13 protein-coding genes and 1 pseudogene are annotated in these 13972 nt (G+C 38.2%); 7 read left to right on the forward strand and 7 right to left on the reverse strand.

What is annotated here, in order from left to right; all coding sequences use genetic code 11:
• Positions 1-74: 74 nt before the first annotated feature.
• The 3 genes from abc-f (at position 75) to HCH28_RS08345 (ending at position 3710) form a co-directional block, all read left to right on the forward strand.
• The gene (abc-f, locus tag HCH28_RS08335; RefSeq protein ID WP_221680582.1) at positions 75-1874 is read left to right on the forward strand and encodes a ribosomal protection-like ABC-F family protein; all 1800 of its coding nucleotides are present in this window, start codon (positions 75-77) and stop codon (positions 1872-1874) included.
• Entirely contained in the window at positions 1867-2658 is a 792-nt protein-coding gene (locus HCH28_RS08340) for a GNAT family N-acetyltransferase (RefSeq protein ID WP_221680583.1), read from the forward strand. The genes abc-f and HCH28_RS08340 overlap by 8 nt, the downstream gene beginning before the upstream one ends.
• A 317-nt stretch (positions 2659-2975) precedes the next feature.
• Positions 2976-3710: a hypothetical protein gene (locus HCH28_RS08345; protein WP_221680584.1), complete on the forward strand. Its 735-nt coding sequence runs from the start codon at positions 2976-2978 to the stop codon at positions 3708-3710.
• A 147-nt stretch (positions 3711-3857) separates the two neighbouring features.
• On the opposite strand, the gene HCH28_RS08350 is transcribed toward HCH28_RS08345, so the two are convergent.
• Complete coding sequence (locus HCH28_RS08350) at positions 3858-4235, reverse strand: hypothetical protein (RefSeq protein ID WP_221680585.1); 378 nt, start codon at positions 4233-4235, stop codon at positions 3858-3860.
• Positions 4236-4389: 154 nt separating this feature from the next.
• On the opposite strand from HCH28_RS08350, the gene HCH28_RS08355 reads away from it, so the two are divergent.
• On the forward strand, positions 4390-4920 hold the full coding sequence (locus HCH28_RS08355; protein ID WP_004232545.1) for an NfeD family membrane protein: 531 nt from the start codon (positions 4390-4392) through the stop codon (positions 4918-4920).
• A 15-nt stretch (positions 4921-4935) separates the two neighbouring features.
• Entirely contained in the window at positions 4936-6480 is a 1545-nt protein-coding gene (locus tag HCH28_RS08360) for a flotillin lipid rafts scaffold protein FloT (RefSeq protein ID WP_004232547.1), read from the forward strand.
• A gap of 327 nt (positions 6481-6807) precedes the next feature.
• Here HCH28_RS08360 and HCH28_RS08365 read toward each other — a convergent pair.
• The 3 genes and pseudogenes from HCH28_RS08365 to HCH28_RS08375 all read right to left on the reverse strand — a co-directional run bounded on the left by HCH28_RS08365 (position 6808) and on the right by HCH28_RS08375 (position 9667).
• Positions 6808-8032 (reverse strand): annotated as a pseudogene (locus HCH28_RS08365) (IS110 family RNA-guided transposase).
• A 247-nt stretch (positions 8033-8279) separates the two neighbouring features.
• Positions 8280-8825 carry a GNAT family N-acetyltransferase gene (locus HCH28_RS08370; protein WP_221680586.1) on the reverse strand — a complete coding sequence of 182 codons (546 nt, stop codon included), beginning with the start codon at positions 8823-8825 and terminating at the stop codon, positions 8280-8282.
• Positions 8826-8842: 17 nt separating this feature from the next.
• Positions 8843-9667 carry a methyl-accepting chemotaxis protein gene (locus tag HCH28_RS08375; RefSeq protein WP_004232551.1) on the reverse strand — a complete coding sequence of 275 codons (825 nt, stop codon included), beginning with the start codon at positions 9665-9667 and terminating at the stop codon, positions 8843-8845.
• Positions 9668-9966: 299 nt separating this feature from the next.
• Here HCH28_RS08375 and HCH28_RS08380 point away from each other — a divergent pair, with 299 nt between their 5' ends.
• Together HCH28_RS08380 and HCH28_RS08385 are read left to right on the forward strand one after the other, a co-directional pair.
• Complete coding sequence (locus HCH28_RS08380; protein ID WP_221680587.1) at positions 9967-11166, forward strand: MFS transporter; 1200 nt, start codon at positions 9967-9969, stop codon at positions 11164-11166.
• A 14-nt stretch (positions 11167-11180) separates the two neighbouring features.
• Complete coding sequence (locus tag HCH28_RS08385) at positions 11181-11909, forward strand: sulfite exporter TauE/SafE family protein (RefSeq protein ID WP_221680588.1); 729 nt, start codon at positions 11181-11183, stop codon at positions 11907-11909.
• A gap of 52 nt (positions 11910-11961) precedes the next feature.
• On the opposite strand, the gene HCH28_RS08390 is transcribed toward HCH28_RS08385, so the two are convergent.
• From HCH28_RS08390 to HCH28_RS08400, 3 genes are all read right to left on the reverse strand, one after another.
• Positions 11962-12744 (reverse strand): enoyl-ACP reductase FabI, encoded by a 783-nt coding sequence (locus HCH28_RS08390; RefSeq protein WP_004232559.1) that lies wholly within the window; start codon positions 12742-12744, stop codon positions 11962-11964.
• Positions 12745-12908: 164 nt separating this feature from the next.
• Complete coding sequence (locus tag HCH28_RS08395; RefSeq protein WP_221680589.1) at positions 12909-13502, reverse strand: hypothetical protein; 594 nt, start codon at positions 13500-13502, stop codon at positions 12909-12911.
• A gap of 136 nt (positions 13503-13638) precedes the next feature.
• Complete coding sequence (locus HCH28_RS08400; RefSeq protein WP_004232564.1) at positions 13639-13887, reverse strand: ferredoxin; 249 nt, start codon at positions 13885-13887, stop codon at positions 13639-13641.
• Positions 13888-13972: the final 85 nt, after the last annotated feature.

Genomic DNA, 13972 nt, shown 5'->3' on the forward strand with positions numbered 1-13972 from the left:
AGGACTGCTTGTTAATGAGCAGTCTTTTTTGTGTTCTAAAGATGTTTTCGCACGTTTCATTGGAGGAAAAAACGATGCAAATGAAAGCTGAACAAATCCAAAAAATTATGGGTGGAAATATATTATTCGAGAACTTACAGCTAGAGGTAAATAGTGGCGAACACGTGGCGATTGTTGGTGTAAATGGCAGTGGTAAAACGACTTTATTACAACTGCTTGCAGGGGTAGAGATACCTGACAAGGGACGAATAATTAAAAGTAAAGAAGCGACGATTGGCTATTTACATCAGATTCCACATTATCCACTACATGCTGTGAAAGAAGTGCTGGAGGAAGCATTTGCGGATATTTATGCAATAAAGGCAAAAATGACGGCACTTGAGCAAGAGATGCAGTCGACGGTCACGGATAAAATATTACTGCAATATGGACAATTGCAGGAGCAATTTATGCTATTAGGGGGCTATGAAGTAGATGCGCAGCTGGCAATGATTGCAAATGGACTGGGTATTTCAGATATGCTAGCGCAGCCATTTAGTAGTTTAAGTGGTGGGGAAAAAACAAAGGTTATGCTTGGACAAATTTTATTGAAAAAGCCCTCTATTTTGTTATTGGATGAACCAACGAACCATCTGGATATGCAAGCCATTGAGTGGCTTGAACATTATGTGCAAAACTTTGAAGGGATTGTCATTGTCGTATCCCATGATCGTCAATTCATGAATCAAGTAGCCCAGAAGATTATTGAAATTGAGGATGGGGAGGCTTTTACGTATAACGGCCATTATGATGCTTTTATAGCACAAAAAGAAGCAAAAATTGAGCAACAGTTTGCAAATTATGAAGAGCAGCAAAAGAAAATTAAAAAGATGCAAGAAACAATTAAACGATTAAAGCAGTGGGCAAATGAGGCGAATCCACCAAACGCATCGATGCATCGACGTGCTAAGAGTATGGAAAAAGCATTAGCACGTATCGAGCGAGTAAAGAAGCCCCTCACTAAAAAGAAAATGAATTTAGCGTTAACGATGGCTGAACGCAGTGGTAAAGAGGTTGTGCTATTGCAAGCCATTGATCATGGCTTTGATAAGCCTTTATTGAAGGACAGCAATCTAGCTATTTATTTTGGCGAAAGATTAGCAATTGTTGGGGGCAATGGTAGTGGAAAATCTACATTATTAAAAATGATGTTAGGGGAAATCATTCCTAATCAGGGAATGTGTCAGATTGGAAGCAATGTGAAATTTGGCTACCTTTCCCAGCAATTTGAACATCCAAATCCTGCTATTCGATTAATCGATGCCTTTCGTGAAAGTGTCGCCGTGTCTGAGGCGGAAGCTCGCCATATACTCGCACGATTTTTGTTCTATGGCTATGATGTTTTTAAAAAAGTGAAGGACTTAAGTGGTGGAGAAAAAATGCGTCTTCGTTTAGCACAATTAATGCATGAGGATATCAATGTCTTAATCTTAGATGAGCCAACGAACCATTTAGATATTGAAGCAAGAGAAGTATTGGAAGAGACACTAGAATCCTTTGAAGGCACGATTATTGGAGTTTCACATGACCGCTATTTCTTACAGAAAATTTTTACGAAAACAGCGTGGATTGAAAACCAGGCTATTCAGGTTTTTGAGGGAGATTATGAGTGGGCTAGAGAAAAACGACAGGAACTTGCAATGAAAACGATTGAAAAACAACCAGCCAATAAAACGCAGCCACCTAAAAAAGAATTACCGATTGAACAGCAAATTGAAAAATTAGAGACAAAACTACAACAACCATCGCTTGCTAAAGAACAGCGGCAGAAGCTTGAACTTCAATTAGAAAATTTATATGAAAGATGGTTAGAAGGAGGCACAGAGCATGTTTAATTTAGAACGCATTATGCAGCTTGATATAGAGTATGTGAAGAGTTTCAGTGAAGTGGAGGTTTGTAGGGAGGGGATCTTATTTTATAATCAGGCTATCCCATCCTATTATGATGCAAATCATGCACAGATTTGGAGAAAGATTGAACAACCTGATTTATTTTTACAAGACATCAAAGATTTCTACCAATCAAAGTCTCTGATTCCGCGGATTTATTTATATAATCTGGAAGAAAATCAGCTATGTATAGAGGCATTAGAGATGCATGGCTTTCAATATGAGCATTTTGTCAATGAAATTCAATATTGGGACGGTGAATATGCGATACTTCCACCTAACCCTGCCATTCAAATTGAGCGTGTAACGGATGCAAATATGGAGGAAGCATTAGCAGTAGAAATGAGTATTTCTGCATTTGGGGAGCCTTCATTAATAAAAAAGGCATTTGAGCAAACCTATCATTCGTCACATTTTACGTATTATCTACTAAGACTAGATGGGGTGGCGTGCTGCTCAGCAACTATTTTTGTGTCAGGAAATCAAGGAAGGATTGAAAGTGTAGCAACCACTGAAAGCTATCGTGGTCGTGGTTTAATTGGCTATATGCTGCAGTATATCCAACAGCAATCAGTCAAGCTGGGATTGGACGATCTTTGGATATTACCGATTAGTGAACAGGTTGCCAAAGTCTATGAAAAGGCAAATTTTAAATCAGTTGGCTCCATAGCATCGATTCATGCGTTTACAGAAGGGAAGAGCATTCAAGACATCCGCCAACAGGCTTAAATAGCTACACATAAAGCTCGCCAAATTCCTCAGGTCTCAGTTAACAGCATTGTTTATCCATTGTCATCTATCGCTTTGATATGAATTTGCGAGATGCAACTATACATGGCTTAGTTGGAGCAGGTGGATAGGTGTTAAAGGATAAGTAGGAATAAATGAAAACTAGTAAAATCCTGAATAGTATCGACTATTCGGGATTTTTGTTTTATTGTTAAAAAGAAGGATTTTCAATTATTAAAAGTTTTTTACTTGAAAAAATGCCGTATTCGATTTATTGTCTTTAGAGATACTTGTTTAATGGACTTGGAGGATATGAAATGCACGGAATTTATATACGCTATAATGTCTCAGATGAAACCCCAGCAGCACAATGGCCCAAAAAAATGGATGCATTTGCGTATGTTCAACGAGGAAAACCACAACAAGACAATGATAACTTGCTGTCAAAAGAGGAGCTAAAAAACCATGCCATTCGCTATATTAAAAGCTTGAAAGACAATGCAAGTGTCCATTTAGTAGAGCAGCGCAACGGTGAAATTGAACATTTTGATCGACGCTACATGGAGTCATTAAAGTTAAAGGAAAGCATCGATTCTCAACTTATTAATCTAGAAGAAATACGCTTATTATTGCAATTAATGAATGTCTTGAATTTATCCCATGCTTTTGGAGAAAATGCTGGCAAGCTACTTCGTCAAATAACGCCATATGCCAAAGAGGTAGAACATCCAACATTCCAAACAACACGCGTCGAGCGCCATTTTTATTCGGAACTAATAGAACAAATAGAAATGGTTTACGCACGAATTATGCGTCAGCACAACCCATCTACTACGGAAATGCAACAATCAGAAAAGCTATGGACAACAGTCTGTGAGCAAGCAATAGAAAAAGTAGAAGCACGAATCGAACGTTTATCTTCTATTAAGTTAAAGCATGAGAAAAATTTACTAGAGTTTAGTCACTTAAAACAGCAAAATATCGAAGCGAAAGAACGCTTAGATCTAGCTGTCCATGAACTGGATGCCATTTTAAATGTATTAGAATCATAAGAAAAGCATGTCTCTGTCAAAATCAGAGACATGCTTTTTATGTTGTTGTCGGATAGAAGGACAAAAGTGACGGTTAGTGCTGTGAATGTAGCGGTTAGCAGTGCGAAAGTGGTGGATAGCTTCGTAAGATTGACGGATAGCTATGCTTTACTTCGCTTTCTCCTCTGTTTGATCCCGCTTAGTTTGGCGTGAAAGGCGGATTAAATCCAATCCAAGCAGCACAACAATAATATAGAATAGAGGACTTGTGAACGATAGGCCAATTTGTGATTGACCGCCAAGTAATGTTAAAACAATCCATAATCCAACTGTATACAATGTTAATCCGATATAAGCCTTTTTTGATAATTTTTTATATCTACCCTTGTCGAAGGCTAGCTGAATGATGACAAGCACAACTAATATAAGCAATATTATTTTTTTAGTCAGCATCGCAGCAATAGCTGTATCAGGGAAGAAATCATTAACGAATAATAACGTGAAAAATACTAGAATTACAAAATTTAAGATTGTCGAAAGCTTCATGCCGTTTCTCCTTAGTTGTCAGAATACTTTTCTATTGTAACATGGTTCTAATGAAAGCAAAAAATAATACTTTAAAGAAGAGTTTGAAAAATTTTGAAACTTTTCCTGAGGTACATCCGTATAGTAGGTAATATGATGAAAAGGGGTGAGCAACTTGACGCTATTTGGCTATTCACTCGAGCAGATCTTTTTGGTGGTTTTGATTTTCGCTGGCCTTGCCACAGTATTGGTTATGTTTTTTGGTGATGCAGTCGAAGGTATTGGGGAAGGACTACCCATTTTTAATCCGAGTGTCATTCTATCTTTCATTACGTTGATGTCAGCAGCAGGTTTTATTTTAGAAAAACTAGCCTGGTTCTCTAGCGTTTGGAACATCATTGCTGCATGTATCATCGGCGCTATTTTAAGTTCCATCTTTTATTTATTTGTTCTCGTTCCGTTACGTTCCGCTGATGTTTCTTTAGCTTACACAGAGGAGTCGCTAGGCGGGCAATTAGGAAGAGTTATTGTGCCAATCCCAGTAGATGGTTTTGGCGAGGTTGTTATCGAAACGACAAGTGGCATGATTTCAAAACGGGCAACGGGCTATGATAATGAAGCCATTGACTATGATGAAACTGTACTTGTTGTGGATGTGAAGGACGGAACACTTTTTGTTAGAACGTACGAGAAAAAATTTGTTTAAAGGAGAGATATGTCTATGTCAACCGATATCTTAATTGTTTTAGGAATTGTAGCATTTGTATTAATTGCCCTAGTCGGCTTATATGTGACAAAGTATCGTACGGCGGGTCCTGATGAAGCACTGATTGTGACAGGTAGCTATCTCGGCTCTAAAAATGTACATAAGGATGAGTCGGGGAATCGCATTAAAATCATTCGTGGGGGCGGTACATTTGTATTCCCTATTTTCCAACAAGCACAGCCGTTAAGCTTACTTTCTAGTAAACTAGAAGTGACAACGCCTGAGGTGTATACAGAGCAAGGTGTTCCTGTTATGGCAGATGGTACAGCCATTATTAAAATTGGCGGTTCCATTTCAGAAATTGCGACAGCAGCAGAGCAGTTTTTAGGAAAGCAAAAAGCGGAGCGTGAAGGGGAAGCACGTGAAGTATTAGAAGGTCATTTACGTTCAATTTTAGGGTCTATGACGGTTGAAGAAATCTACAAAAATCGCGATAAATTCTCACAGGAAGTTCAACGTGTTGCTTCACAAGATTTAGCAAAGATGGGTCTTGTCATTGTATCCTTCACGATCAAGGATGTACGAGATAAAAATGGCTATTTAGACTCACTAGGGAAACCGAGAATCGCACAGGTAAAGCGAGATGCTGATATTGCGACAGCAGATGCAGAGAAAGAAACACGTATTAAACGTGCAGAAGCGTCTAAGGAAGCACAAAAGGCAGAACTAGAGCGTGCGACGGAAATTGCAGAAGCAGAAAAAGAAAATCAATTAAAAGTAGCTGAGTTCCGACGTGAGCAGGATATTGCTAAAGCGCGTGCTGACCAAGCATATGAGCTTGAAACTGCTCGTGCTAAGCAGGAAGTAACGGAGCAAGAAATGCAAATTCGCATTATCGAGCGTCAAAAGCAAATTGAATTAGAAGAAAAAGAGATTTTACGTAGAGAAAAGCAATATGACTCTGAGGTTAAAAAGAAAGCAGATGCAGATCGCTATGCAGTGGAGCAAAATGCCGCAGCCGAAAAAATGCGTGAGCTTGCACAGGCTGATGCGGAAAAATATCGTATTGAATCATTAGCAAAAGCAGAGGCAGAGAAGATTCGTTTGGATGGTCTTGCCAAAGCAGATGCAGAGCGAGCACAAGGGGAAACGGAGGCTGATATCATTCGTTTACGCGGTCTGGCGGAAGCTGAAGCTAAACGTAAGATTGCCGAAGCCTTTGAATACTATGGTCAAGCAGCTGTGCTGGATATGGTTGTGCGCATGATGCCAGAGTATGCAAAAGAGCTTGCAAGCCCACTTGGCAATATCGATAAGATTACAGTGGTCGATACTGGTGGTGGAGAAGGTAGCGGAGCAAATAAGGTGACGTCTTATGCAACCAATTTAATGTCTACACTTCAAGAAACATTAAAGGAAACTTCTGGTCTTGATGTAAAAGAGCTGATCGAGAGCTATGCTGGGAAGCACACATTGCGTCCAGAATTAGAGCAGATTGCTTTAGGCCTTGAAAAAAAGCAGGCACCTGAAGAAACGAAAGAAGCGGTGGAACAATCCTAACAAAAAACGAGGCTGGGACAAAAAGAAAAAATGTTAGACCAAGATATAATTGGTCTAACATTTTTTTGATTTAGGAAGGCATATTTAACTGCTTGAAGTGGAAAAGTTAATATTCATTTTTATTGTTTTTCAATATAATCGAGTTATGTCCCAGCCTCTTCTTACGATTAGTCAACCATATTTAAAGAATAATTTATATTTTTATGAGAGTGAAATGGTGAAGAATATCCCTCACCACTTCACTCTCATTTTTTAGATACGCCAAAAAAGACCTGACGATTTTTATTTTTTTCGAAAGGTCATTATGATATAGTTCTATGTAGGTGATTACGATTTCTGAGCTGGTAGTGCGGACTCATAATCGTAAAGAATGCCACGCATCAGTAACTGAAATGTCACTTTCAGAAACTTATTGATGCAGGCGATGATCGCAACCTTATGAGGCTTCCTCTGAGGTTGCTTTTTTAATTTGTAGTAATAGTCCACAAAATGATTCGGTTTTCCTTTAGCCATAAGCATGGCACACACCATAAAATATAAAATCTTTCGTAAATGTTTGTTTCCTCGTTTATTAATCCTGTCTCGATATTGCGTATTTCCAGACTGGTACCGCATAATATCAATGCCTGCGTAAGCGTTCAGTTGTTTCGCATTTTGAAAGCGATGGATGTCACCAATCTCTCCAATTAATCGGCACGCCGTTGAATCGCCAATCCCAGGAATCGAACGAAATACTAAATATTCTTTTCGTCCTTCAGACAATTCCACCATCTGTTTCACAAGTGTATCTTTCTTCTCTAATAAATCCGCAATGCGAGCTGCGTAATCTCGTGCTTGATCACAACGAATATCTGTGGGTTTAATCGCGGGGTAACGATTTTCAGCTGCTTCTAATAATGTAATAGCTTTAGCCTCCGCACGCATTAGCGAGAGTTTTTTTCGCGTATTGGCCTTTAAACGATTTTTAATCATCGTTTTTGAATGGGCTTGTAAAAGTGCGGGGTGTGGATAGAGTTGCACAATATTTAAAAATAGTGCTGAACTTGGTGTAATCAGCTTTTCTAATTCTGGAAAACTCAGCTGTAAAATAGCATGCATTCTACTTTTGAGTAAAATGATTTCTTCATCAATTTCATCGTAATAACGAGTCAATGCACGCATCTGTTCATAATATTCATCTTGTATGTACGTTATTTCGCGTTCCATTTTGAAATGAGTCTTCGCAAGTTCATGGGCATCACTAATATCGGTTTTATAACGACGCATCGAAGCCATCTGTAAATTCGCTTCAAGTGGATTCATGCGGCAGTATGCATAGCCGTAATCTTTGAAAAATGCTTCGATAGGTTTTGAATAGGTGCCTGTTGCTTCAAATACGATAGCTGGTGCTTGTCCATCTTGCTTTGACATCTCTACTATTCGTTCGTGTAATCGCTCGAAATCACCCCGTGTATGAAGTAGCAACACCTTCAAATTCACATTGGCGATGACCATCATAAATCGCAACGGTACTTTTTCCTTTACTGACATCTAATGCAATAACGTGTTTCATCTCATGCTTCTCCTTGTGACCAATCATAGAAGTCTTCACAGTACCTTATCGATTCCACTTTCTTATACACGATCTCTTTGGACCCAACATACTAAGCTGATTCATATAAGGGCGTGAAGTTAGCCGGTTTTATATACGGACTCACAAAGGGTCCCAGAGGCTGGTCGACTTTTCTTCACTTCTACTATAAAAAAATAGTAGCACAAACCATGGCCTTGGTTTGTACTACTAATGTTAGTATGTTTTTTTATTGTTGTTGCTGCCATTCACTTACAAGCATGCCATAAATAACGTGATTTACATAATGATCGTAGAGCCATTCTGCAGCTCGAATGGTTCCTTCTTGCATGAAACCAAGACGTTCTGGGATTGCGCGACTTTTGTGGTTGGCTTCAGCAACACGAATTTCAACCTTATGAAGCTTCAATGTTTCAAAGGCATATTGTAATAAAGCTTTTACTGTTTTCGTCATGATGCCATGCCCTTGTGCTCCTTCGCTCAACCAATAGCCAATAGTGCCTATTTTATTGCTCGGGTTAATCGCGTTAAAGCCTGCAATGCCAACAATTTCATTTTTAAAGAGAATGACCAGGGAGAGGCTACTGTTCGCTTCATGCCCCTTAATACAGCCATCAATATAGGCTTTTGTATCCGCCAGTTCTTTCGTGAAATCCAGCCATGGTAGCCATTCTTTCAGATATTCCCTCGAGGCATCCGTTAATGCAAAAACCTTCTCTGCATCCTCAGGTGTGATCATCCGTAAAACTAAATCTTGGTTCATGGTAATCTGCATTATTGTTCACCTCATTTTTATTTTAATGCATTGTGCATAAAGCCTTTCATTTCTCGGCTAAGTAAAGTTAATTCTTCTATAATTTCGCTGAAATCCTGTACGAGCTGTGCTTGCTCATTTGTTGCATCATTGATTTGTCCCATATTTTGCTTGAGATTATCAAGATTTCTATTGATATTTCGTAATGATGATTCTATATTTTCGGTAGCACTAGATGTCTCAAAGGACAGTTTTCGAACTTCTTGTGCCACAATATTAAAGCCAGCGCCATGCTGTCCAGCACGTGCAGCCTCGATGGATGCATTTAAACCTAGTAAATTAGTTTGGCGAGATATACTTTTAATTAAATCTGTCACGGCATTTGTTTTTTCAGAGTCTTCTAGGGCATGCTGTGCTTGCTTATTAATTTCCTCACTAGTGGCCGCTAATTCCTCAGAATGGGAAGCGATTGTATGTACTTTATCCTGTAGACTGTTGACGATCTTATCCATCGTAGCCATATAATCTTCAAGTTTGAGCTCATTATCTATTGGTAAGCCAAAAGCTAATGCGCCTACTACTTGACCATTTTCACGAATGGGGAATGAAAAAGCATTGATTGCTACACCATAAACATCCTCTGGTATCACCACATCTGCATTTTGTCCATTAAAGGCGATGAAAACATTTTGGTCATTGGCGTTAACTTTTTGTCCATCATGGTAGCCGGAATCCACACGTTTACCTGCTAAATATTTAACGACTGTTTCACTTTCCTTTTCAACAACAGCTACAATGGCTTCTTGCTTTAATGCTAGATGAATATAAGGTGTTGCGAGGGCTAAAGCTTCAATAATTTTCATAAAAATTCCTCCAAGTCTCGTCAATGAAAATGGTTGTGTCATCTATCTTCATTGTGACAATGGTTCTAGATGATTACTTTTACTGTAGCACAATATTTGCCAAGTCAAAATAACTATTTATTTTTTTATTAAAAGACGTTTATACAAATTTGATATGCTTTTATTTGTCAATTATTTTTTGTGATTCATAGGTGGAAATGTGGGTCTTTTTGTCTGAAATTTGACAAGGAGACGTGTGTTTTGCGAAATATTGTATTAGAATAATAGTAGCATGTGGAAGAAGCTAAGGAGAGAGTTTCATGGACTATATACAAAAGGGTACGAGGGCGTTTCATAAAGCGAATTGGGCCTTATTTTTAGCAGGCTTTATTACGTTTGCTAACCTATATGTAACGCAGCCATTACTACCAACGTTTTCAGAAGCATTTGACGTCTCACCAGCTGTAGCAAGTTTATCTCTTTCGGTAACTACCTTTGCATTAGCGGTGAGTTTAATCATTGTCAGTTCGTTATCAGAAGCATGGGGAAGAAAATCATTGATGACGATTTCTATTTTTGCCGCTTCTGTCCTGACCCTAGCTCTTGCATTTTCACCTAACTTTGAAACAATTTTAGTTTTGCGTGTTGTACAAGGCATCGTTTTTGCTGGTTTACCTGCAATCGCTATGGCTTATTTGGGAGAAGAAATGGAACCAGCAAGCTTAGGGGTTGCTATGGGCTTATATATTAGCGGTAATTCAGTAGGGGGACTTAGTGGCCGCGTTATTATTGGTACCTTAACGGACCATTATAACTGGCATACAGGCATGATAGTACTAGGAGGAATCAGCCTGCTAGTTAGTTTGTTGTTTGTCTGGATGTTACCAAGCTCCAAACATTTCAGCGCGCGACCTTTACAATTAAAAGCATTAACCAAAACCCTACTGCAACATTTAAGAGATCCTTCTATGCTGTGTCTTTATGGGATGGGGTTTCTTTTAATGGGAAGCTTTGTCACACTCTATAATTATATTGGCTTTAAACTAATGGCGCCTCCCTATAATTTAAGTGCCACAATTGTAGGTTGGATATTTGTCATTTATTTAGTTGGGACATTTAGCTCAGCATGGTTTGGCAGTTTAGCCGATCGTTTTGGTCGCCAACGAATGCTTTTACTGGCCATTGCCATTATGTTAGCTGGAGCTATAGTAACGCTCAATGGGCTCCTTACTTTAAAGGTTATAGGGATAACAGTTTTTACCTTTGGCTTTTTTGCAGCTCATTCAATCGCAAGTGGCTGGGTGAGCAAACGAGCATCACACGATAAAGCTCAAGCATCTTCTCTCTATTTATTTTTCTATTATTTTGGTTCAAGTGTTGGAGGAACGGTAGGAGGCGTTTTTTGGATGAAATATGGGTGGATGGGTGTTATCGTGATGATTGCTCTGTTTTTATTCATTGCTTGTGTCCTATCATTTTTATTAAAAAGATTCATTGTTAGACAACGTATCACAACATGATGTGAGGTGTCATTTTGCAGGAATTATTTTTATACTTTTTCATTATCCTAGCAGCTTCTATTTTACAAACCAGTACAGGTTTTGGCTTTTCCGTTATGGCTACGCCTTTTTTACTGTTGCTTTTTACACCACAAGAGGCGATGCAAATAAATATAATACTGTCCCTTGTTATTTCGTTTTCTCTCATATGGAAGGTGAGACATGATATTGATGTAGCGTTGCTTAAAAAGGTGATGATCGGTAGTGTTGTAGGTGCTCCTTTTGGTAGTATACTCTTTGCCTTAGTCGATGTGACGACATTTAAGCTGCTCATCGCCATCCTTCTTATAGGGCTTACGATTCTGTTGATTAAAAATCTCTCTATTCAACAAACAAGGAGTAGAGATTATGGCGTTGGTTTTATATCAGGAATGTTCACAACAAGTATTGGGATGGCTGGACCACCACTGTTGCTCTATTTTGCGAGCACACATAGAAATAAAGAAACCATTAGAGCTGTTTCACTAGCCTACTATATATTTATCTATCTTATTAGCTTACTTTCTCAAGTCATTTTTGAGGGTACAAGTAAAATGGTTTGGGTATATAGTATGTATGCTTTGCCAATAGTTTTCTTAGGACTTATTTTTGGACAAATGCTATTTACTCGATTAAATCAAAAATTGTTTAAAATCTTAATTTATTTTCTATTAGTAGCAGCAGGCTTAATTTTGTTGATCCAAAGTTTATGGTCAATGCTATAAACAACAAAAAGAAGTATGGAAGGATGATACATCCTCCCATACTTCTTTATTGTTAACCCATAATATTGTAGCCAGCGTCGATGTAGATCGTCTCACCAGTCACACCACGTGATAGGTGAGATAGCATAACAATCGTCATATCTGCTACTTCATCTTGTTGAACATTACGTTTTAAAGGAGCTGTTTCTTCAATTTTGTGTAAAATTGTGTTAAAGGAAGGAACACCTTTTGCAGCAAGTGTACGAATAGCACCAGCTGAGATAGCATTGACGCGAATATTATCTTGGCCAATATCAGCAGCAAGGTAGCGCATAGAAGCCTCTAATGCAGCTTTTGCAACGCCCATCACATTGTAGCCATCAAGTACTCGTTCTGCACCTAAGTAACTCATCGTAACGATAGAGCCACCCTCTGTCATGTATGGATGAGCTGCTTTTGCTGTGGAAATAAGTGAATAGGCGCTTGTATCTTGTGCGAATGCATAGCCTTCTCGAGTTGTTTCAAGGAAGCGGTTGTGTAAATCTTCTGCATGCGCAAAAGCCACTGAATGGACAATCCCATGAATAACGCCAACCTTTGAGCCGATTTCTTCAAAGGCTGCTTTTGTGCTGTCGTCACTATTCACATCACATTGAACAACAAGAGAATCGGATTGTCCGATATTTTCTAATTGTTTTTGTAATTTTTTTAATGAGCGTTCTTGACGATACGTAAAGATGACATTTGCACCAACGTCAAATAAACGTTTTGCAATGCCCCAAGCAATACTGCGATCATTTGCTACGCCCATGACAACAATGTTCTTATCTTTTAATTGTAATAAATTATCCATCATTATGAAGAACTCCTTTGTGAGATAATATCTGTTATTAGTACCAACTACTAAAATCTTATCATACATAAAATATCGTTGCAATAACAAGATGAAAAGAGAAGTAGTTTAGGGAGCAAAAAAAATTCATCTCTTTGCAGTAGAGACGAATTGAAAAGTATGCTATTTTATTTTGTTACACAATGATCATACAAATCTACTGCTCGATTAACAGCACTACTGACAGTGATTCGAAAGCAATTTTGTGACCGAATGACCTGTGCCAATATTTTGATTGCTCTTGTTTGATTTTTATGGAATAAAGCATTGTCAGTTTGAAAATCATCGTCTAAAAAGGCAAGATAATAAGGTATTCGGTTTTGTGGTTTTAACAAATCAGATTCTGCACTTTTTTCAAGTGTTTTGTACACCCATAAATCGATGGCATTTCCTAAGTGGAAGGCCGCAAAATACTGAAAATCATCATTCTCACACTCTTTTATTTTTTGAATTATCTGAATTTTTTGAAGCTCATCTAATAAGAATGTATTGATGGAATAATAGATGGCTTTAGAGGGATTGAGAATGAGCTCATCGGTCTGCTGCGATTTTAAGAAAACCCAGTTATTTAACACGTTTGCCCATGCGTCCACAGTATTCAAACATTTCGCACAAACATCGGGAAATATTGATTGCCACTTTGCAGCAAGATTTTTAAATCTATTCATATGGTCTTGATCAATATAAAATAAACTATGCTCAACTTGTAACTGCTCAAACATTCACATTCCTCCAATAGATTGGTATGTATAGCAATGGACCATATACCTATTATCTTGATGCAAAAGATAGCAATTTTTTAATCAATAAGAAGGCATCCCCTAAAGGATGCCTTTTAAGATATACATCAATTGAAGACTATTCAAATTTTAATGAGTCACCATCGAATGTTTCATCTGCTACTTTGATAGAGTCTGTTGGACAACCTTCAAAAGCGTCTTGCATATCTTCCAATAGATCCTCTGGAACTTCAGCAGTTCCCATGTTATCATCTAAAATAACGAAGGCAATGCCTTCATCATCATAATCATAAATGTCTGGCGCTGCGGCTCCACATGCGCCACAAGCGATGCATGTATCTTTATCAACTATTGTGTATTTAGCCATTTTATTCTCTCCTTTAACGATGTTCCTATAAAGCTTCATACTCATTTTAAAGATGTTTATCTTACATTTCAACTTAAATACTATT

It is taken from the genome of Lysinibacillus sp. K60 (assembly GCF_019731275.1).
In the GTDB taxonomy this organism is placed as follows: Bacteria; Bacillota; Bacilli; order Bacillales_A; family Planococcaceae; genus Lysinibacillus; species Lysinibacillus capsici.

What these genes read in the sequence shown, in the direction of transcription:
- abc-f (WP_221680582.1), top strand. Translation starts at nt 75, where the DNA reads ATGCAAATGAAAGCTGAACAAATCCAAAAAATTATGGGTGGAAATATA.
- HCH28_RS08340 (WP_221680583.1), top strand. Translation starts at nt 1,867, where the DNA reads ATGTTTAATTTAGAACGCATTATGCAGCTTGATATAGAGTATGTGAAG.
- HCH28_RS08345 (WP_221680584.1), top strand. Translation starts at nt 2,976, where the DNA reads ATGCACGGAATTTATATACGCTATAATGTCTCAGATGAAACCCCAGCA.
- HCH28_RS08350 (WP_221680585.1), bottom strand. Translation starts at nt 4,235, where the DNA reads ATGAAGCTTTCGACAATCTTAAATTTTGTAATTCTAGTATTTTTCACG.
- HCH28_RS08360 (WP_004232547.1), top strand. Translation starts at nt 4,936, where the DNA reads ATGTCAACCGATATCTTAATTGTTTTAGGAATTGTAGCATTTGTATTA.
- HCH28_RS08370 (WP_221680586.1), bottom strand. Translation starts at nt 8,825, where the DNA reads ATGCAGATTACCATGAACCAAGATTTAGTTTTACGGATGATCACACCT.
- HCH28_RS08375 (WP_004232551.1), bottom strand. Translation starts at nt 9,667, where the DNA reads ATGAAAATTATTGAAGCTTTAGCCCTCGCAACACCTTATATTCATCTA.
- HCH28_RS08380 (WP_221680587.1), top strand. Translation starts at nt 9,967, where the DNA reads ATGGACTATATACAAAAGGGTACGAGGGCGTTTCATAAAGCGAATTGG.
- HCH28_RS08390 (WP_004232559.1), bottom strand. Translation starts at nt 12,744, where the DNA reads ATGATGGATAATTTATTACAATTAAAAGATAAGAACATTGTTGTCATG.
- HCH28_RS08395 (WP_221680589.1), bottom strand. Translation starts at nt 13,502, where the DNA reads ATGTTTGAGCAGTTACAAGTTGAGCATAGTTTATTTTATATTGATCAA.
- HCH28_RS08400 (WP_004232564.1), bottom strand. Translation starts at nt 13,887, where the DNA reads ATGGCTAAATACACAATAGTTGATAAAGATACATGCATCGCTTGTGGC.